The 24,126-nt window shown below is 50.2% G+C and carries 27 protein-coding genes; 11 read left to right on the plus strand and 16 right to left on the minus strand.

Features of this window, described 5'->3' with window-relative positions:
- Positions 1 to 49 precede the first annotated feature (49 nt).
- Positions 50 to 1,171 carry an anhydro-N-acetylmuramic acid kinase gene (locus tag V7723_RS04320; RefSeq protein ID WP_335683205.1) on the plus strand — a complete coding sequence of 374 codons (1,122 nt, stop codon included), beginning with the start codon at positions 50 to 52 and terminating at the stop codon, positions 1,169 to 1,171.
- A 3-nt stretch (positions 1,172 to 1,174) separates the two neighbouring features.
- On the opposite strand, the gene V7723_RS04325 is transcribed toward V7723_RS04320, so the two are convergent.
- Positions 1,175 to 1,831 carry an alpha/beta hydrolase gene (locus V7723_RS04325; protein ID WP_335683206.1) on the minus strand — a complete coding sequence of 219 codons (657 nt, stop codon included), beginning with the start codon at positions 1,829 to 1,831 and terminating at the stop codon, positions 1,175 to 1,177.
- A gap of 215 nt (positions 1,832 to 2,046) precedes the next feature.
- On the opposite strand from V7723_RS04325, the gene cysE reads away from it, so the two are divergent.
- Genes cysE through tenA form a run of 4 tightly spaced genes read left to right on the plus strand, consistent with a single transcriptional unit; the run spans position 2,047 to position 5,101 of the window.
- Positions 2,047 to 2,811 carry a serine O-acetyltransferase gene (gene cysE, locus V7723_RS04330; RefSeq protein ID WP_335683207.1) on the plus strand — a complete coding sequence of 255 codons (765 nt, stop codon included), beginning with the start codon at positions 2,047 to 2,049 and terminating at the stop codon, positions 2,809 to 2,811.
- Between the two features lie 58 nt (positions 2,812 to 2,869).
- On the plus strand, positions 2,870 to 4,027 hold the full coding sequence (locus tag V7723_RS04335) for a cysteine desulfurase family protein (protein ID WP_335683208.1): 1,158 nt from the start codon (positions 2,870 to 2,872) through the stop codon (positions 4,025 to 4,027).
- 35 nt (positions 4,028 to 4,062) lie between these two features.
- Complete coding sequence (locus V7723_RS04340) at positions 4,063 to 4,392, plus strand: 2Fe-2S iron-sulfur cluster-binding protein (RefSeq protein ID WP_335683209.1); 330 nt, start codon at positions 4,063 to 4,065, stop codon at positions 4,390 to 4,392.
- A 34-nt stretch (positions 4,393 to 4,426) separates the two neighbouring features.
- Positions 4,427 to 5,101 carry a thiaminase II gene (gene tenA, locus V7723_RS04345; protein ID WP_335683210.1) on the plus strand — a complete coding sequence of 225 codons (675 nt, stop codon included), beginning with the start codon at positions 4,427 to 4,429 and terminating at the stop codon, positions 5,099 to 5,101.
- A gap of 15 nt (positions 5,102 to 5,116) precedes the next feature.
- Here tenA and V7723_RS04350 read toward each other — a convergent pair whose 3' ends face one another.
- From V7723_RS04350 to V7723_RS04365, 4 genes are read right to left on the minus strand one after another with little or no spacing between them, the layout of a single operon-like run.
- Positions 5,117 to 5,923: a phosphodiesterase gene (locus V7723_RS04350; protein WP_335683211.1), complete on the minus strand. Its 807-nt coding sequence runs from the start codon at positions 5,921 to 5,923 to the stop codon at positions 5,117 to 5,119.
- A gap of 3 nt (positions 5,924 to 5,926) precedes the next feature.
- Entirely contained in the window at positions 5,927 to 7,243 is a 1,317-nt protein-coding gene (locus V7723_RS04355) for an FAD-dependent oxidoreductase (RefSeq protein ID WP_335683212.1), read from the minus strand.
- A 13-nt stretch (positions 7,244 to 7,256) separates the two neighbouring features.
- Positions 7,257 to 8,207 (minus strand): phenylacetic acid degradation operon negative regulatory protein PaaX, encoded by a 951-nt coding sequence (gene paaX / locus V7723_RS04360; RefSeq protein ID WP_335683213.1) that lies wholly within the window; start codon positions 8,205 to 8,207, stop codon positions 7,257 to 7,259.
- Positions 8,200 to 9,558, minus strand: a complete 1,359-nt coding sequence (locus V7723_RS04365; RefSeq protein WP_335683214.1) for an 8-oxoguanine deaminase — start codon at positions 9,556 to 9,558, stop codon at positions 8,200 to 8,202. The genes paaX and V7723_RS04365 overlap by 8 nt, the downstream gene beginning before the upstream one ends.
- Positions 9,559 to 9,738: 180 nt before the next feature.
- Between V7723_RS04365 and V7723_RS04370 the strand changes: the two genes are divergently transcribed.
- On the plus strand, positions 9,739 to 10,440 hold the full coding sequence (locus V7723_RS04370) for a Crp/Fnr family transcriptional regulator (protein WP_335683215.1): 702 nt from the start codon (positions 9,739 to 9,741) through the stop codon (positions 10,438 to 10,440).
- Positions 10,441 to 10,449: 9 nt separating this feature from the next.
- Here V7723_RS04370 and modC read toward each other — a convergent pair whose 3' ends face one another.
- From modC to metC, 4 genes are all read right to left on the minus strand, one after another.
- Entirely contained in the window at positions 10,450 to 11,517 is a 1,068-nt protein-coding gene (modC, locus tag V7723_RS04375; protein WP_335683216.1) for a molybdenum ABC transporter ATP-binding protein, read from the minus strand.
- Positions 11,517 to 12,212: a molybdate ABC transporter permease subunit gene (gene modB, locus V7723_RS04380; RefSeq protein WP_335683217.1), complete on the minus strand. Its 696-nt coding sequence runs from the start codon at positions 12,210 to 12,212 to the stop codon at positions 11,517 to 11,519. Before modB ends, modC begins: the two co-directional genes overlap by 1 nt.
- The gene (hisI, locus tag V7723_RS04385; RefSeq protein ID WP_335683218.1) at positions 12,209 to 12,610 is read right to left on the minus strand and encodes a phosphoribosyl-AMP cyclohydrolase; all 402 of its coding nucleotides are present in this window, start codon (positions 12,608 to 12,610) and stop codon (positions 12,209 to 12,211) included. Before hisI ends, modB begins: the two co-directional genes overlap by 4 nt.
- A gap of 102 nt (positions 12,611 to 12,712) precedes the next feature.
- Entirely contained in the window at positions 12,713 to 13,888 is a 1,176-nt protein-coding gene (gene metC, locus V7723_RS04390) for a cystathionine beta-lyase (RefSeq protein ID WP_335683219.1), read from the minus strand.
- A 309-nt stretch (positions 13,889 to 14,197) separates the two neighbouring features.
- On the opposite strand from metC, the gene V7723_RS04395 reads away from it, so the two are divergent.
- The 4 genes from V7723_RS04395 to V7723_RS04410 all read left to right on the plus strand — a co-directional run bounded on the left by V7723_RS04395 (position 14,198) and on the right by V7723_RS04410 (position 18,404).
- The gene (locus V7723_RS04395; RefSeq protein WP_335683220.1) at positions 14,198 to 15,214 is read left to right on the plus strand and encodes an amino acid ABC transporter substrate-binding protein; all 1,017 of its coding nucleotides are present in this window, start codon (positions 14,198 to 14,200) and stop codon (positions 15,212 to 15,214) included.
- Positions 15,215 to 15,326: 112 nt separating this feature from the next.
- Entirely contained in the window at positions 15,327 to 16,517 is a 1,191-nt protein-coding gene (locus V7723_RS04400; protein WP_335683221.1) for an amino acid ABC transporter permease, read from the plus strand.
- Between the two features lies 1 nt (position 16,518).
- Positions 16,519 to 17,622 (plus strand): amino acid ABC transporter permease, encoded by a 1,104-nt coding sequence (locus tag V7723_RS04405; protein WP_335683222.1) that lies wholly within the window; start codon positions 16,519 to 16,521, stop codon positions 17,620 to 17,622.
- An 11-nt stretch (positions 17,623 to 17,633) separates the two neighbouring features.
- A complete protein-coding gene (locus tag V7723_RS04410; protein ID WP_335683223.1) occupies positions 17,634 to 18,404 on the plus strand; it encodes an amino acid ABC transporter ATP-binding protein in 771 nt (256 codons plus the stop codon).
- A gap of 64 nt (positions 18,405 to 18,468) precedes the next feature.
- On the opposite strand, the gene V7723_RS04415 is transcribed toward V7723_RS04410, so the two are convergent.
- The 6 genes from V7723_RS04415 to V7723_RS04440 form a co-directional block, all read right to left on the minus strand.
- Positions 18,469 to 19,287, minus strand: a complete 819-nt coding sequence (locus V7723_RS04415) for a hypothetical protein (RefSeq protein ID WP_335683224.1) — start codon at positions 19,285 to 19,287, stop codon at positions 18,469 to 18,471.
- Between the two features lie 100 nt (positions 19,288 to 19,387).
- Positions 19,388 to 19,945, minus strand: coding sequence for a GNAT family N-acetyltransferase (locus V7723_RS04420; protein WP_335683225.1), 558 nt, complete (start codon positions 19,943 to 19,945; stop codon positions 19,388 to 19,390).
- Between the two features lie 3 nt (positions 19,946 to 19,948).
- A complete protein-coding gene (gene sseA, locus V7723_RS04425; protein WP_335683226.1) occupies positions 19,949 to 20,839 on the minus strand; it encodes a 3-mercaptopyruvate sulfurtransferase in 891 nt (296 codons plus the stop codon).
- Positions 20,820 to 21,545, minus strand: coding sequence for an alanyl-tRNA editing protein (locus V7723_RS04430; protein ID WP_335683227.1), 726 nt, complete (start codon positions 21,543 to 21,545; stop codon positions 20,820 to 20,822). The genes sseA and V7723_RS04430 overlap by 20 nt, the downstream gene beginning before the upstream one ends.
- 21 nt (positions 21,546 to 21,566) lie before the next feature.
- Positions 21,567 to 22,571, minus strand: a complete 1,005-nt coding sequence (locus tag V7723_RS04435) for a cysteine synthase A (protein ID WP_335683228.1) — start codon at positions 22,569 to 22,571, stop codon at positions 21,567 to 21,569.
- Between the two features lie 503 nt (positions 22,572 to 23,074).
- Complete coding sequence (locus tag V7723_RS04440) at positions 23,075 to 23,263, minus strand: hypothetical protein (RefSeq protein ID WP_335683229.1); 189 nt, start codon at positions 23,261 to 23,263, stop codon at positions 23,075 to 23,077.
- A 137-nt stretch (positions 23,264 to 23,400) separates the two neighbouring features.
- Here V7723_RS04440 and V7723_RS04445 point away from each other — a divergent pair, with 137 nt between their 5' ends.
- Positions 23,401 to 23,601, plus strand: coding sequence for a hypothetical protein (locus tag V7723_RS04445; protein WP_335683230.1), 201 nt, complete (start codon positions 23,401 to 23,403; stop codon positions 23,599 to 23,601).
- Between the two features lie 31 nt (positions 23,602 to 23,632).
- Here V7723_RS04445 and V7723_RS04450 read toward each other — a convergent pair whose 3' ends face one another.
- Complete coding sequence (locus V7723_RS04450; RefSeq protein WP_335683231.1) at positions 23,633 to 24,046, minus strand: hypothetical protein; 414 nt, start codon at positions 24,044 to 24,046, stop codon at positions 23,633 to 23,635.
- Between the last annotated feature and the right edge of the window lie 80 nt (positions 24,047 to 24,126).

Raw genomic sequence — 24,126 nt, forward strand, 5'->3', positions numbered from 1 at the left:
GCACTCCTTTAGCACATAAGGGAACCAAATTTAAAGGGCAGGATTGTAAATGGTGCAGAATAAGCGAGATAACGATCCAAATCGGCCATTGACGGCGATTGGATTGATGAGTGGCACCTCATTGGATGGCATTGATGCTGCGCTAATAAAAACCGATGGTATTGGTGTTTTTGAGCATGGCCCCGTAAGTTCGACGCCGTACCAAACGGGATTTCGGAATAAGCTACGGGCTTGTCTGGGGCATCAAACTGCAACACCGGCACTGATCAGCGACTTTACGCAGATCCATTGTGAAATTGTACAGAATCTATTGAATGAAAACGGATTGGGCGCGTCTGATGTCGATCTTATTGGATTTCATGGCCAAACTATTTTCCATGATCCGGCGAATAGGCTAACGGTTCAGATCGGTGACGGCCAGCAAATGGCGGATCTGACAGGAATTGATATCATTGCCGGTTTTCGCATGGAGGATGTGGCAGCTGGCGGCGAAGGCGCTCCTTTTGCACCGCTATATCATCGAGCATTATCCCATGAGCTGGGCGGCCCTCTTGCTGTCCTTAATTTGGGGGGTGTCGGAAACGTCACTTATCTTAATGGGGATGATGTCCTTGCGTTCGATACGGGACCGGCAAACGCGCTGGTGGATGACTGGGTCCTTCGGCATACCGGGCAGACATATGATGCGGAAGGGCGTATTGCCGCCACAGGGACGGTGGATGAGACGGTGTTGGCACAGCTAATGGATCACCCGTATTTTGACATTGTACCACCAAAAAGCCTCGATAGAGATCAATTCCCGACAGCGGTTGTCGACGGGCTGACATTGGAAGATGGTGCCGCGACACTATTGCGCTTCACGAGCGAAAGCATCCGAAAATCATTGGGTCATTTACCGACGGCGCCAAAACGTTGGTTGCTGACAGGTGGGGGGCGCAAGAACCCGGAACTTATTCGATTGATTGCGGAAGCCGTCGCCGCTCCGGTTGCTCCTGTGGAGGATGTCGGCTGGCGCGGAGATGATCTGGAAGCTGAAGCTTTTGCCTTCCTCGCCGTTCGAAGTTTGAAAGGCTTGCCGCTCAGTTTGCCAAAGACAACCGGTGTGCCCAAACCGATGACAGGCGGAACGCTCTTTTCCGCCTCGCCATCTCAAATGAGCTCTGTTGTTTAAAATTTATACTTCTTCCTCTTCGCCATGCAGGCGCATATCAAGATAGCCGTCGACGGATTGCATTAACGCATCATGGCTATTTTCAAAGAAGTGGTCGGCGTTGGGAATTTCGTCATGGTGAATGACGATACCTTTTTGAGACTGTAGTTTTTCTACAAGCTTCAATGTGTCGCTTTGCGGAACAAGTACATCCTGCTCACCATGAATGATGATGCCGGAAGACGGGCAGGGTGCCAGAAACGAAAAATCATACATATTTGCGGGCGGGGCTACGGAAATAAATCCCGCAACTTCAGGTCGCCGCATTAACAGTTGCATGGAGATCCAGGCACCAAATGAAAATCCGGCGATCCAGACAGCCGGTGCATTTGGGTTATGAGTTTGCATCCAGTCAAGCGCGGACGCTGCATCCGACAATTCGCCAATGCCACCATCATAGTCGCCCTGGCTGCGGCCAACACCGCGAAAGTTAAAGCGGAGAACTGAAAATCCGCGCCTCTTGAACGTTGTAAACAGGTGATAGACAACCTTGTTGTTCATCGCACCGCCATATTGCGGATGGGGGTGTAAAACCAACGCAAGTGGGGCATTGGTGATTTCCGAATGATGATAGCGCCCTTCAAGGCGGCCTTCTGGTCCATTAAAAATTACGTCAGGCATTATTCGTATTATTCCTAAATCTAGATCGGCAGGCCGACCAAAAATGTTCTAATTCTGTTGCATCTGTATCGGTACAGTGTTGAAATGCCAGCTACAATTGTCTTTCGGTCCTTGACTGGACGGACGAAATACATATATCTCGTAGTTAAGGGCGCTATAAACAACCTCCGATGATTTCCGCATCAAGTGCGGCACAATACAGAAGGTATAGGTAAATGTTCAAGCATATAAGCGAAGAAATTACCTGCGTTATGGAGCGGGACCCCGCAGCGCGGAGCAGATTCGAAGTCGCTTTGCTCTATCCGGGCTTCCATTCTATCGTCAGCCATCGCATAGCCCATTGGCTCTGGACGCGAAAATGGCGCATAACTGCGCGGTTTTTGTCGCAATTCAGTCGTTTTATAACTGGCATCGAAATTCATCCGGGTGCGCGCATTGGCCGCAAATTCTTTATGGATCATGGTACGGGCATCGTTGTCGGTGAAACCGCTGAAATCGGTGATAACGTTACATTGTATCAAGGTGTAACCCTGGGCGGCGTAGCGCCATCGATCGATTCAGAATCGCAACGCGGCGTAAAACGCCATCCGACATTGAACGATAACGTCATTATCGCGTCCGGCGCCCAGATCATTGGGCCGATCACGGTTGGAAACTGTGCCCGTGTGGGTGCGAACTCGGTTGTGTTAAAAGACGTACCCGACCGGACGACGGTTGTCGGCATCCCGGCGCGGGCTGTCAGCTCGTCGAAAAAAGTGCGTGAAGATGCGAAATTTGCCGCGTATGGTGTGGGCACGAGCGATTTACCGGATCCGGTCTTTAAAGTTATGGATGGTCTGTTGGATAAAGTTCAATCCTTGTCCATGCGAGTGGAAGAACTGGAACGCGAAACCGGATCATCGTCGGAGACGACGATTCCCCTCAAAGGAAAAAAGCCAGCTGAAAAATCAACGGCGCCGGATCGGAAGAGCGAACTTTAAAATACAATTTGCAAGACACGAGTAAGGCCTTGCCGCAACCATCGGCAGGGCCTATTTTATGAATATGACTGACACTATTTATCTTGATTTCAATGCGACGGCGCCGATACGTCCCGAAGTCATTGCCGCCATGGTGGAGACCATGGAAGCGGGGGGTAACCCTTCCTCTGTCCATAAACAGGGCCGGACCTCGCGCAATAAGGTAGAAGAGGCGCGGCGGCAAATAGCTGGCTTGATAAACTGCAAAGCTCAGGAAATCATTTTCACCTCAGGCGGAACGGAAGCAAATAATTTCGCCTTGTCCGGACTGATAGATCGACAAGTGATGATTTCCTCCACCGAGCATGATTCCATTTTGACCACAGCCGCTGCGCTGGAACCGATTATTGTCGATGTGGATCATAACGGAGTTATCAATCTGGTGGATCTGGAGGAGCAGCTGCAATCCGCCGCGAGGCCAGTTCTGGTTTCCATCATGATGGCTAATAACGAAACCGGCGTCATCCAGCCGGTGGAGAAAATAGCAGCCCTTGTCCATCAGTACGACGCGTTACTCCATTGCGATGCCATTCAAGCTGTGGCCAAAATTCCAGTGGATTTCAGGGCGTTCGGGGTGGATATGATGTCCGTCTCCGCCCATAAATTTGGCGGACCACAGGGCATGGGTGCTTTGGTGTTGCGTGAGGGCCTCGCCATTGTTCCTGTGGTTAAAGGCGGCGGACAGGAATTGGGCCGGCGCGCCGGAACGGAAAATGTTGCCGGAATTGTTGGCTTTGGTGTCGCCGCAATGTTGGCGGACAAACGGCTTAATGAACAAGATCAGGTGCGGCAGTTGCGGGACAAACTGGAAAAGGCGCTGTCGGAAATCTCACCTGGTGCGACGATATATGGTGCCGATGTCCCACGTTTACCCAACACAATTTCGGTTTCCATGCCAGGCGTGCCCTCAGAATTACAAGTGATGAACTTTGATCTGGCTGGTATTGCGGTGAGTGCAGGTTCAGCTTGCTCATCGGGGAAAGTTAAGGCGAGCCACGTGTTGATGGCGATGGGAGTGGGGGAAGACGAAGCGGGAACGGCAATCCGCATCAGCCTCGGCACGACGACGACTTCCGCTGATATTGCCGCGGTCCTAAAAAGCTGGACGGCCTTGTTTCAGCGAAAATCGCCGGATTATATACCCTTAGAGCTGGACAGCGAAGTGCCAGCACGATAGGTAAAACAGGTAGTTTACTCAGGAGCCCATATTTTATGCCCAAGATGACTTTTATTAAACCGGATGGCAGCAAGCTTGAAGTGGACGCGCCTTTGGGCATGTCCATTTTGGAAATTGCTCATCGGAATAAACTTGATCTTGAGGGGGCATGCGAAGGCAGCCTTGCCTGTTCGACATGTCACATTATCATCGACGACGAAGATTTTGATCGCTTGCCGGACGCGGATGATGATGAAGAAGATATGCTGGACCTGGCCTATGGCTTGATGCGTACCTCTCGGCTTGGGTGCCAAATTCGTATCACCGAGGAGCTGGATGGTATTGTCGTGAATTTACCCAGCGGGTCTAACAACCTGCTTCTCTGATTTACTTAAAATGTTAGCGACAAGGCATAACGTTATGATAAAAAACGGTATTTTTGATTGGCTAAAATCCGAGAATACGGACGTTTGGCAAGCCTATACGCACCATGAATTCGTCGCCGGAATACAGCGCGGTGATCTGCCGAAAGCAGCTTTCCAGCATTACTTGAAACAAGATTACGTGTTCCTGATCCATTTTGCCCGGGCTTATGCGCTGGCTATTTTCAAATCCCATTCCTTGGCTGAAATGCGTGTTGTATCAGACACTCTTCATGGATTGATCAACGTCGAGATGGATATGCATGTAGCCTATTGTAAGGAATGGGGCATTGATACGGACACTCTCGAACATATTGAAGAGGCTCCGGAAAACCTTGCCTATACTCGCTATGTGCTGGATCGTGGTATGTCGGGAGATGTGTTCGATCTGTTGATCGCTCTTAGCCCCTGTGTTGTGGGGTATGGGGAAATCGGCGCGCGCCTTAAATGCTCACCCGACACAGTCAGTGACGGCAACCCTTATGGGTCGTGGATCGATATGTATGCCAGCGAAGAGTATCAGGAAGTTGTCGATAACACTCTAAAGCATCTGGATGAGCTGGCAGATAGGCATCTGACAGATCAAAAGAAAGCTCATATATCGAAAATATTTCGTGATGCGACCCGGTTGGAAGTCGGGTTTTGGCAAATGGGATTGGATTATCAGAAATAGGCGACTTATTTCAGGTTACTGGACGCCGCCGTCCAATTTCCACGCAATCGGGTAGCGCTTTACATAGTCATTATGAGTGACCAACCCCTCGGTCTCAGTCCAGTAATGCAACATCAGCTCCGGCGGTTCCTTGACGGTTTCCAATTCGTTGTTGTCGCCCAATAGAAGATTGATCTGATGAGACGTAGACGGACAGGTTTGGGCAACGGTTCCTTTATACAGCGTTTGTATGCCCCGATGTAAATGCCCACAAAGAATACGCTCGATATTTTGGTGGCGGGCCACAACGTCTCCAAATGCGTCGGCGTCAATCAGGTTCATGGCATCCATGGTCACCAGCCCTGTTTTAAACGGAGGATGATGCATGAAGATGACTGCGTTCCTGTCTTTGCATGCCGTCAGTTCAGCATCAAGCCACGCCAGCTGCGCTTCGCCGAGCTGACCTTGTGGTTTTCCAGGAATATTCGTATCCAGTGCGATCAATCTCAGGGATCCGCCGTTGAGGGCATAACATAAAGGGCCTTCGGCGGGTAAATAGTCATGGTCAGGAAAAACAGATCGCAAGTTTGCACAATCGTCATGATTTCCGGCGAGAAGATAAACGGGCATGGTGAGCGGTGAAATAAGCTTACGTAACAATTTATACTCTTCAATTTTCCCGCAGTTTACCAAGTCACCGGTCATAAAAACCATATCCGGTTTATTAAGTGTTGTGCTGAGATGAAGGACAGCTTCTGCCAATCGTTCGGCGGTCTGATACAACTCCGCCATCGGATCATCAGGTAACACCACATGCATATCTGTAATCTGCGCAATGATCATGAATTAGCCGCTTTCCTTCAACAAAGACAACATATCACGGGTCCGAACAAATTTTCGGCGGGGGGATTGGTCTCCGGCGCGGTCGATTTCCGCGGCGTTAATTTTTTTCCAATCATCAAACGAAACAGCATGGATATTGTGCTCCTGGCACCAATGGTCCAGGCCGGCGGGGCCCGTTTTATCTGGGCTTCCACCTTTTACAAAGTCGCCAAGAATTTTATCAACCACGTTTTGGCTATCGATCCGATTTGTCCCGATTGTCCCGGAGGGGCCGCGCTTTGCCCAGCCAACGACATACAAACCATCGGCGACACAACCTTCGTCATTTTTGATAATACCTTTTTCGACAGGCAGCCCTTCCAGTATGCCCATTTCATATCCAATGCAGGAAACAAGAAGCTGGCACTCGATATCATAGGTTTCCCCGGTTCCAACTGCTTTGCCATCGACAATTTCGTTACGTTCGAAGCGCACGCCGGTAATAGCTGTATCTCCCATAATTTCAATGGGACTTGCCAGAAAATTCAGATGGACTGACCGCCCTTTAATGCTGGGGCCGATTTGCTCGAAACTCCGAAGAAGATCCAGGTTGTGGTTGACGACCTTGGTTTCTTTTTTGTCCTCGGAGATAAATTCCTCCAGTAAATTTGTTTTATCCGTGTAGGTCTTGGCCGATGACAGGTCGCCAAATTCACTTAATTCTTTTGATGAAAATTGGGCGTTTTCCGGCGCCCTGCGCCCCACCACATGAACGCATTGCAACGGGCTGTCGAAGATTTCAGCGGCGGCATGGTCAGCAAGATCGGAATTAGCCATCTCTTCCTCCGTTCGCATCAGAATACGCGCGGCGTCGAGGGCGACATTTCCATTACCGATAACAACGGCCGATGTAATATCCAAATTTGGTACAGCGTCCCGAAATTCGGGATGGCCGTTGTACCAGTAAACAAAGGTTTGTGCGCCAAAGACGCCATCTTTATCTTCTCCGGGGATACCCAAGCTGCGATCTTTCGGCGTCCCGGTAGCAATAATAACTACATCGTAAAGGTCGCGTAATTTATCAAGAGGGATATCATCGCCCAGGCCGATATTTCCTACAAATCGGACATTTTTGTTCTCCATGACCTTGTCATAGGCGCGCGTTACATTCTTCGTGGTTTGATGATCGGGGGCGACACCGGCGCGGACCAATCCGTACGGAGTGGCCAATTTATCGACTATATCTATGACGCTTTCCGGATTTTTCTTTACGATTGCGCCTGCTGCGTACATTCCTGCCGGACCGGATCCGACAATGACAATCTTTAAACCAGCTACCATGTCTACTACTCGTTTACCGTTTCAGGCCGCCAAAGCGGGCTTTAAATTCTTCTGATGCGGGAGGTAATCTCCCCGTGGAATTTTCCAGCACATTTAACAAATGCCTTTCAGCGCCCTCCCAGACCTGTTGATAAATCTCCCGAAACAATGTCCGTGCCTGACTCCCATTCCATTCCTCAGGCAGCAGTTTTGCTGGCAGCATCGGATCCCTTAACAGAACGCGACGATAATCATGCACCAGAAGGCTCCTAATAATGAAACATTTTTTTTCATCGATGGCAGGTTTCTGTTCTTTCAGCGATAAAAAACCTGTGAACCGATCGATGAACTGCTGATAATCTGATTCCAGAGTCTCTAAATTCCATCCCTTGCGGACAAGGGCATTTGGCGCGCCGAAATGGGATTGGGGTAAGCTGCTCCCGTACAAAACGGTTGCCCGTTCCTTCAAACTTAAATCGGCAAGGACGGATTCCACTGACGGCAATGAAATGGTTGGATGGGCAAAGATACCGGCACCCAGACTTCCGAACCCAAGCCAACCAAGCTCCGCCTGAAGTTGACGCCGCTGTTTTTCGTTCATGTCACGGCGGGCGGCAAAGACCAAAACCCATTTTTCATTCCACGGCATGTCTTCTGCGGCATAGATGCGGTGGGTGGCTTCGGCGAAACGGTGACGACCATTTTCCGTCAGACTGTAAAAACTTTTCCGGCCCTGCTGTTCTGAAGACAAAAGCTCATCTTTTTGTAAGCGGAAGACGGCGGTTCTCACCATGCGGTCATTAAGCCCGAGCGGTTCGACTAGATTAATCAGGCTGCGCAACCAGACGGTGCCACCGTGCGGCGCCACGCAATCACCCCAAACTGTCACCAGCAGGGATTTAGCCTTCAAATCGAGTTTTTCGAACAAGGAGTTGAGCTGCTTGTCCATATGGTTCTTCACATTAACACCTGTCCGATTACACACTACTCGCCTGCAATTTCAATCCCAGCCGGTGATGATGATGCATAAGTTCTGCCATATCAAGATCTGGAATTTCGCCATCCCGCACACGCCAGTCTCCGGCAATCATCAGGGCATCCACTTGATGGGCACCGCACAGGACCAAAGCGGCGAGGGGATCGCCGGAACCGGAGAAACGCGGCTCGTCCAGTTTGAACAGGGCCAAATCAGCTTGATTGCCGACTTTGAGTTTTCCAATATCATCGCGGCCAAGGCATCGGGCTGATCCTTCTGTCGCCCAACGATAGGCGGATTGATGCGTGATTTCGCTGGCATCATAGCGCAAGCGTTGCAGCAGCAAGGCTTGCCGTACTTCCTGGATCATGTTCGATCCGTCGTTAGACGCAGATCCATCGACACCTAGTCCAACAGGGGACCCAGCCTTTTCCAGCTCTAACGTTCGGGCAATTCCCGACGACAAGATCATATTGGACGACGGGCAATGAGCGATACCAACGCCAGCCTTCCCGAGGCGCACAATTTCCTCATCATTGAAATGAATGCCATGAGCGAGCCAAACATCGTCGGCCAACCAACCGACATCCTCCAGATAGTCCACGGGACGGCGGCCAAACATGGACAGACAGAATTCTGTTTCGTCATGGGTTTCTGCCAGATGGGTATGCAATCGAACCCCATATTTTCGGGCAAGCAAGGCTGATGATTTCATCAATTCCGTGCTGACGGAGAAAGGCGAGCAGGGGGCGAGGGCGATTTGTACCATGGAGCCAGGATTGGGATCATGATACAGATTTATGAGCCGCTCGCTGTCATCCAGAATAGTGTCTTCGTCTTGAACCGTTGATTGCGGAGGTAAGCCGCCCTGATCCACACCCAGGCTCATGGAACCGCGGGTCAGGTGAACGCGCACTCCCAACATGTTTGCCTGCTTCACTTGAATGTCGATGGCATCAGGCAGGGCCTTGGGAAATAAATAATGATGGTCGGATGCTGTCGTGCACCCTGACAGCATGGATTCCGCTAAAGCTAAAGTAGAGGCTTGACCCATCATTTCCCCATCCAGTTCAGCCCATAGTGGGTAGAGTGATTTCAGCCATGGGAAAAGCGGTTTGTTGATGGCAACTGGACAGGCACGTGTCAGGGTCTGATAAAAATGATGATGGACATTAATCAGGCCGGGTAGCACGACATGGTAGGAGGCGTCAAAGATAGTTATCTGGTCGTCAGAACTGGCGGCTGGTGATCCGCCAGCGGGGACCAGTTCAACGATTTCCTGATCCTCAACGACTATTCCGCCCTCGGCATTTTCCGCGAGGATCGCCAGTGGGTTTTTTATCCAGGTTAAATGTGCCACGCCTGTTCCTTGTGCATGAAGAATTCTTGTTCAAATATCTTATCTTTTTTTTCACTTAGAGAGCGATATTTTTCTATCTATTCAAATCTTTATTGCTCTTGGACCGTTCTGTTCGTAATCTGCGTTTGAAAAATACCATGTTCCGTTCGCATAAGTCATCTGAATCAGATAAAGTAAATAATGCAAAATCTTGATAACATAGAGCTTTTTAAAGATCTTTCGCCAGAAGATCGAGCCGCACTTGGCGCAAAGTGCGTCTGGCGGGTATTCCAAAATGCGGAACAGATTCTTGAACGGTCGACCGAAAGCCGTGATGTTTTCTTTGTTGCGGACGGGAGTGTCAATATTGTCAATTTCGGCGTAACCGGCCGGGAAGTTGCGTATGCGACGGTTGAAGCCGGCCATTTCTTTGGGGAGCTTTCCGCCATCGATGGTCGACCACGGTCAGCCAATGTCATCGCTCGGTCCAAATGCCTGGTGGCGTCTTTAAGCCCAGAAAATTTCAAGGAATTATTGATGACCCATCCGGAAATCATGATGTCCGTAATGCAGCGGCTTGCGAGGATTATTCGGGTCAATGATGACCGTATTCTGGATTTGTCCACATTGGGGGCGGTTCAGCGGGTTTGCCAGGAATTGTTGCGGATGGCGGAGCCTGATCCAGTTACCCCAAATTCCTGGATTATATATCCGATGCCGACGCAAAGTGTCATTGCCAGCCGCGTCTCAACAACACGGGAAACCGTGGCACGGGTCCTCGGCCAGCTCACCCAAGAAGCCATGGTTCTGAAAAAAGGGAAAAGCCTCTACTTGAAGGATCGTACGGCTATCGAAGATTATATCAATACCCTCGCCATGACGTCCGGACAGGGATCCAAGTAAGTCACCGGCTTAGGCGCTAATGGTAACAGATTTGACTAATGCCCAAAGCGAACATCCCACTGAAAGGTTTAAGTGCTCATAGGATTGCCGGGTAATACGGGCTGTGAGAGGAAAACCAACATCCAGAAGCAACTCCTCCATTCCGTCGGCGCCGGACCGATGATCGGTCAGAGTTCCTTTAAATCGATTTAGAATAGATATATCGGACGGCTCTGATATTGAAATAGCAACATCTCTAGCCCGAATGCGCAGACGAAGGGTTGTGCCAATCGCTGATTTACGGCCTGGGATGAATAAGCGTCCGCCAGCGGTGTCGAGTTCTGACATCTGATATGTATGATCGTGCCGGGCGACGATGGCTGTCACCACGGATCCGGCATCATATCCACCAGTAAACGGCAGAAGATCTAATCGGCTCACTGTTTCTTCCAGCGGCCCAAACCCTTTGATTTGACCATTTTCGATTAGAACAAGGTTATCTGCCAGCCGGGTGATTTCGGAAATTGAGTGGGAAATATAAAGAATTGTCGGATTCAATTCCTGCTTCAATGTTTCTAAAAGCTGCAGGATTTCATGTTTTCGGGCGTCGTCAAGGCTGGACAACGGTTCGTCCATGACCAAAACACGGGGATTGCTTAGCAGCGCCCGCCCAAGGGCTACACGCTGCTGTTCGCCGCCTGACAAGGAATTTGGGCGTCTGTCGAGAATATTTTTCAGGCCGAGCAAAGACACCATGTCGTCAAATGTCACGGACGGCTTTCCAACTTGCCGGCGTCTTGAGCCATATTTCAAATTGCCGCGCACGGTATAATGGGGAAATAGCCGGTGTTCCTGAAAAACAAAACCAATTTCCCTTTTATAAGCAGAGATATCGATGTTTTTCCTGGAATCGAAAATTACGTTGTCGTCGATGACAATTTGGCCTTCTGTCGGTGCCAGCAACCCACCGAGCATTTTGCCTATGGTGGATTTTCCAGCACCAGAGGGTCCGAATAAAGCGGTGATACCTGGACCGGCCGAAAAAACGGCGTCGAGGGCAAAATTATCAAACTGTTTTTTTACATGAATATCCAGCATTAGCCCTGAACTCCAAGCTTCTTGAGAGATCGATGTGCAAGCCATTCGGACAGGGCAATGGCGGCAAAAGCCAGAACGACGGAAATAATAACCAGCCGCATGACCGCATCTTCACTATTGGGGACTTGCAGCAAAGAATAAATGGCAAGGGGCAGGGTTCGAGTCTCGCCGGGAATGTTGGAAACGAAGGTTATGGTTGCGCCAAATTCGCCCAACGCCCGGGCGAAGCCGAGGACGGCACCGGCGAAGATGCCCGGAAGCGCAAGCGGAAGCGTTATGGATAGGAATACATATATAGGTGACCTGCCGAGGGTTTGAGCAGCAATTTCCAGATTCTGATCGATGGCTTCTATGCCTTGTCGGATCGCCCGCACCATCAGGGGAAAGGACATAACAGCCGTAGCGACAACAACGCCTTTCCAGTTAAATATCAAAGAGATATCAAATGTATCTAAGAGCCAACTACCGATAAATCCGCGGCGTCCCAACGTGATCAGCAAAAAATAACCGACGACGACAGGCGGCAGAACTATTGGCAGGTGAATAAGCGTATTTAAAACGGCTTTTCCATAAAAATCCTTTCGCGCTAACACCCACCCCAATGCAATGGATGGAATTAGGGATACCAGTACACACCAAATAGCGACTTTCAAGGAAAGCTGGATAACGCCCCATTCTTCCACGGACAGCATCATGACGGATCAGCCGGCTTTCCGTACATGGTTTCCGGGGAGATTTCGACATCGGCTATGATTTCGCTTTTGCCCTCCTTTATGGAGGTGAAAAAGCAGTTATGCCGCCCCGTATGGCAGGCCACACCGGTTTGATCGACGAGCAGCAACACCGTATCACCATCGCAATCGATCCTGATATCCATCAATTTTTGCACATGACCAGAACTCTCCCCCTTACGCCATAAAGAAGCGCGGGAGCGGGACCAATAGCACACTTGTCCGGTTTTCAGGGTCTCGGCGACGGCGTCCGCATTCATCCAAGCCATCATCAGCACTTCACCGGTGTCATGTTGCTGGGCAATTGCTGGGACAAGCCCGGCTTTATCAAAGCTGATCTGGCCTAAAAGTTCTGCGTTCATGCGTTTATCCTAAATTTCAAAAACGTCATAATTCAGATGCGAATCAATCTGTTGACCATATTCCTTATTTCAACTTCTCAACAGCGATTCGCATTAAATACACTATTTTGCTGTATTTAGCCTGTCAAAACCCGCGCCCAAATCGCTTATCAGGTCCTCAACGGCCTCCAGTCCAATATGCAGACGGAGAAGAGGATTGGTGTTATCCCAAGTGGTTGCGGTTCGGCTTGACGTCGGATCTGCCAGTATGACAAGGCTTTCATATCCACCCCAGGAATAGCCCATTCCGAACAATTCGAGATGGTCAATAAAGGCGGCGATAGCGTCTTGCGAAACAGCGTTGAGACGGAACGAAAATAATCCAGATGCGCCATGAAAATCCCGCTTCCATATATCATATCCCGGATGATCGGGCAGGGCGGGATGCAAAACAGAGTGTACTTCTGGTCGGCCTTTTAGCCATTCGGCGACGGCAATTCCATTTTCCATATGCTGCTTTAACCGAACGGACAAAGTACGGATCCCGCGTTGTGCCAGATAGACATCATCCGGGCCAGCTGTTTGACCGAATGCGGCGGCTCCTGCCTCCAATGCGGGCCAACATTCTTTCGTGGTTGTGACGGTTCCAATCATTACATCAGAATGGCCCACTACATATTTTGTTCCGGCCTGAATAGAGACATCAACACCCAGATCAAATGGTTTGCAAAACAGCGGAGATGCCCAGGTGTTATCCATCATGACAACCAGCCCCTTGCGGTGAGCTACTTCCGATAACGTAGGGATGTCCTGCATTTCGAAGGTTTGCGATCCCGGAGCCTCAACATATAAGACAGTGGTATTGGGTTGGATCAGATCTGCTATTCCAGCACCAATCAGTGGATCATAGTAAGTGACTTCCACACCAAACCGGCTCAGAACATTGTCGCAAAAAGCGCGGCTTGGACCATAGACACTATCCGTCATCAGAAGATGGTCCCCGGTTTTAACGTAGGCCAGCATGGCATTTGCACAAGCAGCTAGACCCGACGGAAAAACCTGGCATCTGTGGCCCCCTTCGAGGGCCGTAATCGCATCTTCCAAAGACCAGGTCGTTGGTGTGCCTTTGCGGCCATAGGAGACAACTCGCTCACCGGCGACACGGGCCGCCATCGTTTTTTGCAAGGCGTCCAATGACGGGAATAGAATTGTTGACGCATGATAAACAGGCGCATTTACGACACCAAAATTTCCTTCAGGATCTCTGCCCGCTGTTACCAGCTTTGTCTCGTCTTTCATTCACTGTGTCTCCTTGTCCTCGATGTCCGGGTATTGCTAGTTGAATATAGGAAGGTGTGTGAAGTTTAAAGGGCAAATTTTGGAAGGGTGATGAAGTTAGTGTGGCAAAAAAAAGAAACTCTTGTTCATTTTTCCGTTGACGATCGGTCCAGAAATACTATCGTCGCTTTTGAAGAAAGTCAGAAAAGTTCAATTATGATTTTCAGTTTTTTTTCACTTAAATGTCCAATTTATAAGGGCATGTGAAAAAGCGCTCAATTAAGGGTGCTAAATAATAAAATGTTAAAAAATAGACAGGAAGGTTTATTCATGAAGAAAGCAATTTTTATTGCTGTTGCAGCCTCTGCAACACTTTTGGCGACAGCGGCAACCGCTGGAACCCTAGACGATGTGAAAGCTAAAGGCTTTATTCAATGTGGTGTTACCACAGGTCTTGCCGGCTTCGCAGCACCAAATAATGACGGCAAATGGGAAGGCTTCGACGTCGACTATTGCCGTGCAATGGCAGCTGCAATCTTTGCAGATGCAGACAAAGTAAAATACACACCGACAACAGCTAAAGAGCGCTTTACAGCGCTTCAATCCGGTGAAATTGATGTGTTGGCCCGGAATACAACCTGGACATTCAGCCGTGACGTTAACCTCGGTTTCGAGTTTATCGGCGTAAATTACTATGATGGCCAGGGTTTCATGGTCAAAAAGGCTCTGGGCGTTAAATCTGCCCTGGAACTTGATGGCGCGCGTATTTGTCTGCAGTCCGGTACAACAACTGAATTGAACCTGGCTGATTATTTCACTGCCAATGGCATGAAATATGACTCAGTTCTGTTCGACACAGCTGATGAAGTTCGTGAAGCGTACATTCAAGACACATGTGACGTTTACACGACTGACCAATCCGGCCTGTATGCACAGCGCTCTATTATTGCTGATCCGGAAGCACATATTGTTCTTCCAGAAATCATTTCCAAAGAGCCTCTTGGTCCATTGGTTCGCCACGGCGACAATCAATGGGGTGATATCGCTCGTTGGACATTGAATACAATGATTGCAGGCGAAGAGCATAACATCTCTTCTGCGAATGTTGACGACTTGAAAGCCAACACCAAAAATCCTGGCATCGCCCGTATTCTTGGAACCTCTGGTGATCTCGGCGAACAGCTGGGTCTGTCAAAAGAATTCGCTTACAACATCCTTAAGTTGGTCGGTAACTATGGTGAAAGCTTTGCCACCAACCTTGGTGAAGGTACACCTCTGAACATCTCTCGTGGCTTGAATGCTCAGTGGAACAAAGGCGGTATCCTTTACTCTCCACCAATGCGTTAAGCGAGGTTAGTAACGAAAAGAAAAGAAAAGAGTGTATGCCCCTCACGGGACATGCACTCTTTTTGCTTTTTACTACTTGATTTTGCAGTAACGTTTTGAGGAGGGGACTCTTATGACCACTGATGCACAGGGTCTAGGAGCGGGAGATAGTAAGTTACGAGATCCGAGAATACGGGCAATCATTTACCAAATTCTTGTCATCGTTCTATTTATCGCTTTTGTTTACTACGTCGGCAGCAACACAGCAGACAACCTACAAAAACTGGGAATCAGTTCTGGACTAGGTTTCCTGAAACAGCCTTCGGGCTTCGGAATTGGCATTGTCCTGATCATGGACTATAGCAGCCAGACTTCCACTCATTTTGACGTCTTGTTGATTGGTATCATCAATACACTTGCCGTCTCGATCTCCGGTATCTTCCTTGCCACCACTCTCGGTTTTATTTTCGGTGTTTTGCGGCTATCGCGTAACTGGGTCGTCAATAAGATCGCCGCTGTTTATATCGAGGTCGTCCGGAATATTCCCCTGTTGGTGCAGCTTTTATTCTGGTATTTCGCCGTGCTTGGCGTTTTGCCGTTGGTGAAAGAAAGCTTCCAGTTGGGCGAAAATTTCTACGTCAATAACCGGGGAATCAATTTTCCAAGCATTGTTCCATCAGAAGGCTTCTGGGTGATACCAGTGGCGCTACTGGTGGCGATCGTGATTGGCGTATTCATTTCCAAATGGGCTAAGAAGCGGCAGGATCTTACGGGGGAAACATTCCCGGTCTTCTTGTCCTTTGTCGTCTTGATCATCGTCTTACCGACGATCGCGGCCTTTATCATGGGTTTGCCTTATACCATTGATTATCCGAAATTTGGACGATTTGGAATCGGGGGCGGTTGGGTTCTGGAACCGGAATTTCTGGCGCTGTTGATTGGCCTGTCGGTTTATACCGGTGCCTTTATCGCTGAGATTGTGCGGTCAGGAATTAATTCGGTCAGCCATGGACAAACGGAGGCGGCCAATTCATTAGGTATCCGGTCCGGCCTCGCTATGCGTCTGGTGGTTCTGCCACAAGCACTTCGGGTGATCGTACCGCCACTGACCAGTCAATATCTCAACCTCGTGAAAAACTCGTCTTTGGCGACCGCTATTGGTTATGCGGATATTACAGCGATTTTCGCTGGAACATCGTTGAACCAGACCGGCCAGGCCATTGAGGTCATCGGGATTACCATGCTGTTCTATCTTTCGATCAGCTTGATCATCTCCATGTTCATGAACTGGTATAACAAACGTATTGCATTGGTGGAGAGGTAAGATGGCTATAGTAAAAACAGATCGTCATCCCGACCTGCCACCGCCGGTGTCAGAAGCGGGCGTTATTGGCTGGATGAGGAAAAACCTTTTTTCCACACCGTTGAACATAATATTGACCCTGGTTTCCATTTATGTGGCCTATGTCGCAATCACTAACTTCCTGTCCTATACGGTCATCAATGCGAATTTCGCCGGGGAAACCCGAGCTGATTGCACGGATACCGGGGCGTGCTGGGTCTTTATCAAGGCGCGATTTGGGCAGATCATGTATGGTTTCTACCCTGTGGAAGAACGCTGGCGCGTCGATGTTGGCTATGTTCTTGGGGCCATCGGCATCTTTGCGATCCTGTCAGATTGGGTGAAGAACAAGAAATGGCCAGCTGTTTACATGTTCGCCATCTATCCGGTGCTTTGCTACTTCCTGTTCTCAGGTGGTTATTTCGGTTTACCGACCGTTGAAACATCTGAGTGGGGTGGATTGTTCCTGACTCTGGTTTTGGCGTCGGTGTCGATTTTCGTGGCGTTGCCATTGGGAATTGTTCTGGCACTGGGACGGCGGTCTGAAATGCCGATCGTCAGAATGCTCTGTGTTGGCTTTATCGAATTGATCCGCGGCGTGCCGTTGATCACGGTGTTGTTTATGTCCTCGGTCATGCTGCCGTTGTTCCTGCCCGAAGGCATGAATTTCGATAAGCTGGTTCGGGCATTGGTAGGTATGTCGCTCTTCTCTGCTGCTTATATGGCAGAAGTGGTGCGCGGCGGTCTGCAGGCAATCCCCAAAGGACAAACGGAGGCAGCCAATTCCCTTGGCCTCGGTTTCTGGCAAGCCACGGGGCTGATTGTTTTGCCCCAGGCGCTCAAAATATCCATCCCGTCAATTGTGAACACCTTTATCGGTCTGTTTAAGGATACGACATTGGTGCTGATCATTGGTCTACTGGATCTGTTGAGCATCGTTAAAACCGGCACAACGGATAAGGAATGGCTCGGAATGGCGAACGAAGGATATATCTTCGTTGCCATGGTATTCTGGGTTTTCTGTTTCAGCATGTCACGTTATAGCATCTGGTTGGAGAACAAACTCCATACCGGTCATAAAAGATAGGAGGCAGAGATATGAGTGAAGCTGCCAATACTCAAACACAAGAAGATGTTGCCATCCAACTGATCGGGATGCACAAATGGTATGGTGAATTCCATGTCCTTAAAGATATCAACCTGACGGTTGAACGGGGTGAGAAGATTGTGGTTTGCGGGCCTTCCGGGTCCGGCAAATCGACAATGATCCGCTGCATCAACCGTCTGGAAGAGCATCAGCAAGGACAGATTATCGTCGATGGCATAGAGCTGACCAATGACGTGAAGAAGATTGATGAAATCCGCCGTGAAGTCGGAATGGTGTTTCAGCATTTCAATCTCTTTCCGCATTTGACGGTTTTGGAAAACTGCACTTTGGCGCCGATTTGGGTTCGCAAAACACCGAAAGAGGAAGCCGAGGCTGTAGCTATGAAGTTCCTGGAACGGGTGAAGATCCCCGAGCAGGCGCTGAAATATCCGGGACAGCTTTCCGGGGGCCAGCAGCAGCGTGTGGCGATTGCCCGCTCGCTCTGCATGAACCCACGGATCATGCTGTTTGATGAGCCGACGTCGGCCCTCGATCCGGAAATGATTTCGGAAGTTCTGGACACTATGATCAGTCTCGCTGAAGAAGGCATGACCATGATCTGCGTGACCCATGAAATGGGCTTTGCCAAGACCGTGGCGGATCGGGTCATGTTTATGGATGCCGGTGAGATTATCGAACAGGCTCCGCCGCAGGAGTTCTTCGACAATCCGCAGAGTGACCGGACGAAACTGTTCCTGTCGCAGATCCTGCACAACGGCTAAATCGCGCAAGACAACAAAAAAGCCCGGTGAGAAATCACCGGGCTTTTTTTGTTGGATGAAAAGGCTAGCTGCCGGTTTTCAGTTGGTTCCAGTATTTTGTATTGAGCTTGCCGATCAGCCGGTCATGCCAGCTGCCAAGGCATTGGCGAAGGGTAAGCGAGCCGGCATAGGTGCGGACCGAGCATTCCTTCATAACGGCATTGGCATTGTCTTTCGCTTGCTGCGAGAAGGGCGCCGTCGCCAATATGTCTCGATACTCTGCTTCGGCTGCCAGCCGTTCACCGTCAGTGGCCCGGCCACGCCAGGGCAGGCGATTGATCGTCTGATTGAGAAGCTCCGCTGCATCGCGCTTTTGCGTATTGTCATCGACAATGCTGCTGGCCAATTGCCGTAACGGGCCGGTCGCCAGGTCAATATCCGCGTCCGTTTGCGGGTTGATGTCGTTGGCGATGGGCAGGGGCACAATGGACATATCTTTAGGGACCGAGATCCGAACAGACATGGGCCCATATTTTTTGAGCGCCGTCTCGTTAAAGGCGACTTTGACGGCGTTATGGCCACGGGCGGCCTCGATTTTCAAGTCGACGCTAGACAGCTTGACTTCCTGCCCCGTGTCGGTGATGCCTGTTAGCTGGAAATTGGTATCCCCATGCACATAATAGGCCGTGCCGGGATACGGCGAGCCGCGATGTTCTTGCAAGCAAATAGAAGAAAGTTCCACACTGCATTCGCCGCCGTCACAGGTCACCGGGATCGCCAGATCGGTGGAAGCGACAGCCATAATTTGCGGTGCCGCAGCACTGGCGAAAGCGAAAAGAGGTGTGGCGAGTAACGCGAGGGCAGTGGATCGTGACAATCTTGCCCTTGAAGTTTGAGAATTCATAAGGACCACTCCGATAACAGGGCATTCATGCACCCTTTTATCAGAGTATGTTTATATAGCGCAGAGGTCAAGAAAACTCAGGGTTTTGCCAAAAAAGTGATCAGGACTCGATAACGGGATCGATTTCCAGTTCTTGCTGTCGGATCGGCTGAAACCCGAACCGTTGATACATCGGCAGAGCTTTCGGGTGATCCAGCGTACAGGTATTGACGGTCACCGTGGCAGGGTCATCGCGCCAGGCTTCTTCCAACGCCCAGCTCAGGAAATACGGGCCCATCTTCATACCGATAAATTCCGGCATGATGCCGAAATACGCCAGATCAATCGCTTCAGGTATATCTGCTTTATTCAGCTCGGCAAAGCCCGCGGGAACGCCTTTGATATAGAGGACATAAATTTCTGTTGTCGAGCTGGTGATGATCGTCTCGAGCGCCGCATCGGTAAGCTTCTTGCGGTCCGTCCAGGCCCAGTCCCGTCCCACGGTATCATACAGATAACGGTAAAAGGACACCGTCGGGTTCTCGGCCTTGATAATCGCATGGGGGGCAGCCGGAGCGGGGAGCATGGCATGGGCTGGACGATCTTCCATCTTCAAATAAGTAATCGTCACCGGCCATTTGCCCGATAATGTCGGTTCGGGGGGGCGCTTGATAGGCATTGTTTATTGTCCAGTATTCACAGGTGTTGTTTCGTCCAGGCCCCATTCAGTCCAGGAACCATCGAACACGGCGACCCGTCGATGGCCCAGCAAATGCAGCCCAAATGCCAGCACACAAGCGGTGATGCCGGACCCACAGGACGTAATAACCGGTCGCGTGAATTCAATACCTGCTTTGGCAAATGCCGCAGATAATTCTTCGGCTGAACGCACTGTACTGTCGCCTGCATTTAGCAGGTCGGTGAACGGCAGGTTACGGGAATTGGGAATATGGCCGCCGCGCAGACCGGCGCGGGGTTCCGGGTCGGTTCCAAGAAAACGGCCAGCAGAGCGGGCGTCGACAACTTGTTCGCGGGCACTGTCAATATTACGCAGAACCTGATCTTTCTCGCGCAGCATAAAGCTGTTGATACGGGAGGTGAAATGACGTTCCGCTGGCTTGACAGGCAAATCCTCCAGCGGACGGCCTTCGGCTTTCCATTTCGGCAAACCGCCATCAAGGATCGCCACATCTTCATGGCCGAACAGTCGGATCAACCACCAGGCACGGGCGGCGCTAACCAATCCCGATCCATCATAGATCACGATACGGTTGCCATCGCCCAGGCCCAATTTCCGCATGCGGCTGGAGAATTTTTCCGGGCTCGGCACCATATGCGGCAGGGAGTTGTCGGTATCCGCGATCTCGTCGATATCGAAGAAGACGGTGCCTGGAATATGAGCTGCATCATATTCGGCCCGTGGATTGCGGTTGGCAGCAGGCATATACCAGGAGGCATCGACAATGCGGACATCTGGGGCGTTGGCATGTTCGGCCAGCCAGTCAGTGGAAACAAGGGAATTGGGATTTACATAGGACATGCGTGTTCTTTCGTCATCCGGTATTTTCGTCATCAAATATCAGGGATACCCGGCGGTTCTGCCGACCCTTTTTCTCTATTTTTCGGACCCGTACGGGCCCAATTTCAGAGGTATTACGTACATGTGTACCCCCGCAAGGTTGCAAATCGATGTCACCAACTTTGATCAGGCGAATACGCCCGTTACCGCGCGGTGGCTGCACGGACATGGTTTTAACCAATTCCGGCTGCGCGTCCAGTTCTTCTTCACTGATCCAGTCGCTGGTCAGCGAATGACCGCCCGCTATCACCCGGTTTAGCTGGGCTGTGATTTCTTCCTTGTCGAGGGTGGCTTCAGGTAAATCGAAATCAAGACGGCCTTTGCCATCGGACACCTGACCGCCGGTCACCGGATAGGGCAGGACAGCAGAGAGCAGGTGCAAGCAGCTATGCATGCGCATGTAACGGTGGCGTGTTTTCCAGTCGATTTCAATATCGACCGGGCTGCCAATGTCGGGCAGAATTGATCCTTCTGCCGGGACATGGACGATTTCGTCGGGAGTATCCCCTTTTACCGCGGTGACAATAGCGATTTCAGTGCCGTCCGCCATGGTCATCCAGCCGTTGTCTCCGGGCTGGCCGCCGCCTGTGGGATAGAAGATGGACTGATCGAGGACGATGCCGCCCGCCTCGTTAATAGCCGTGACAACGGCCTCAGTGGTGGTCAGGTAGGCATCATCTCGAAACAGGGGCAGCGTCATAACAGACTCCAGTGTGGATTTTTATCCTTCCAGCCAGGGAGCGACCGGGAGGTTCTTTTCCCGAAGCATATCAACGTCCATCAATTTGCTAAAGTACTTTTGCGCTGTATCGGCCAAAATGGTGACGATGGTATGCCCAGGCCCCATGTCTCGCGCCATGCGAATTGCCCCGGCCACATTGATACCGGATGACACGCCAAGCTGCAGGCCTTCATGGATATTCAGGTCATAGAGGACGTTTAGTGCTTCCACATCATCGATTTGATACGGAAAATCGATTTCTAACCCTTCCAGATTGGCAGTAATCCGGCCTTGGCCGATGCCCTCGGTAATGGAGCTGCCTTCTGATTTCAATTCACCATGTTTATAATAGTTATACAGCGCCGCGCCCATTGGGTCGGCCAGGCCGATTTTGACGTCGGGATTATGGCCGCGCAAGACGGTTGAAATGCCGGCAAGGGTGCCGCCGCTGCCCACAGCACAGATGAAGCCATCCACCTTGCCATCGGTCTGTTCCCAGATTTCCGGGCCGGTACCGTCGATATGTCCCTGACGATTAGCGACATTATCAAATTGATTCGCCCAAATCACACCTTGCGGATGGGTTTTGTTCAGTTCCTCGGCCAGACGGCCGGAATATTTGATATAGTTGTCCGGATCCTTATAGGGTTTGGCGGGAACCAGACGTAAATCCGCCCCGCAATAACGCAGCAGCGCTTTCTTTTCGTCCGTCTGGGTTTCTGGCATGACGATGACCGTCTTGTAACCTTTTGCATTGGCGACGAGCGCCAAACCAATCCCTGTATTACCGGCCGTTCCCTCAACGATTATACCGCCGGGTTTGAGTAACCCCTTTTTTTCCGCATCCTTGATAATGCCAAGTGCCGCCCGGTCCTTGACAGAACCGCCTGGATTAAGAAATTCGGCTTTGCCATAGATGTCACATCCGGTGAGTTCCGAGGCAGCAGTTAATTTAATGAGGGGGGTGTTGCCGATGCTGTCGACGAAATCTTTGCGCGTTTCCATGTGATCCATCTGTGGTTTGTTTTTTATACCAGTATATTCCTGTTAATCTATGGATATCCCACTTTATATTCAAGGGCTGAGATCGATAGAACGAAAAACCCTCAGTAAAGCTTTCGAGAGCAAGATTCAAAATTCTTAAATAATGCATTGTATTTCAAAGGGTTGTCGGCGAAGAAACGCCGAATCTCTTGACTCATTCATCAAATTCATCTAAAGTATAAATAGAATATATAGTAATTTAAAACTAATTTGAGTGTTATTCACTCGCCTGGCATTTTCATTGTGGAGCAATTTATAAGGCAACCAGGGATACCGACTATGCCGCTACCTTAAATATAATCAGAAACGACGCGGCCATCTGACACTTACTTTCCCCTCGACTATAGATCTGAAACCATGGCCGTTTTCCGGCCATTTAATATCTAACAAGTGGAAATAATTTATCCACGCTATTTGTACAGACTGCGAGGAATTATGAAGGGTGAACACTCGAAGGCCACTTCTTACGGCCAAACAACCTCAACCAAGTCATCTAGCGCATGGCGTTGGCGATGATCAGCGCCACATTGGGCCCGGGGATCACCACCAGCCCCAGGCTGACAATTATCAAGGTGAGATACAGTTCCATGACGCCAGAGTAGCATGGAATTTTTCTGGTTCAATTCATTGATGCGAAAAAGCTCGAGCGACACCTTATTTCTGCCTTATTACTCGTTAAACTGGACATACTGGTGAAAAAGATCCGATTTTAAGTTCATTTTGTAACCGGGGTCATAGAAGACAGTTCGTAAAAGCGGTATGGATGTGTATAAATTTTCGGGAGGGGCCGATGTCTATTAATTTTGTTTCTTTAAAACTTAAAGTACTTGGAGTGGGTGTAGCGGCGATTATCGGCGCTATGACATTGTTGAACGCGACAACCTGCGAAACGGGTTTTGCAACCGGTTGTGATCATGATGTAACCAACGCGCAGAGCATCGAGACAAGCGGTGTTATCAAGACACTTGACGTGATCCAGAAAAAAGGCTGACCGTCCGGCAGCCTTTTTCACGGAAACCGGCTTACTGGCCGGCGACGTGCCGATCGCCCCGGAACCAGTGAAGTGCGTCCCTATAATCAAAGACCAGTGACATCACATTGGTCGCCAGCAAAATCCACAAATAGATATCATACGCCGCCGACGCGTCAGGCCGGTAGAAGGCGATTAGGATGACCAATGCCGTCCACGGGATCAGATGGGGCAGGGCCATTGCCTTGGAAAATCCGCGACACCATAGCATGACCGGGAGATTTAAAATCATTCCGACATTGGCCAGGAAGGCAATCCAGTAACCCAACGGTTCGGTCAAAAAGAACAAGCTCACCATATTTATTGGCATGAGAAAGATCAGCATCCAAATTTGAACCCAGCCGGGCAGGGATCGGAATGATTGCCAAAGCGCGGCGAATACAGTCGGGTGAACGGTGCGTGTCATTTAATAATCTCCGGTGCAGGAAGAGTGTCGGCGTCATCGCGATTTTCAAGGTAACAGAAGTGCGGGGAAATGACGGACGA

The organism is Sneathiella sp., assembly GCF_036960985.1.
GTDB lineage: Bacteria > Pseudomonadota > Alphaproteobacteria > Sneathiellales > Sneathiellaceae > Sneathiella.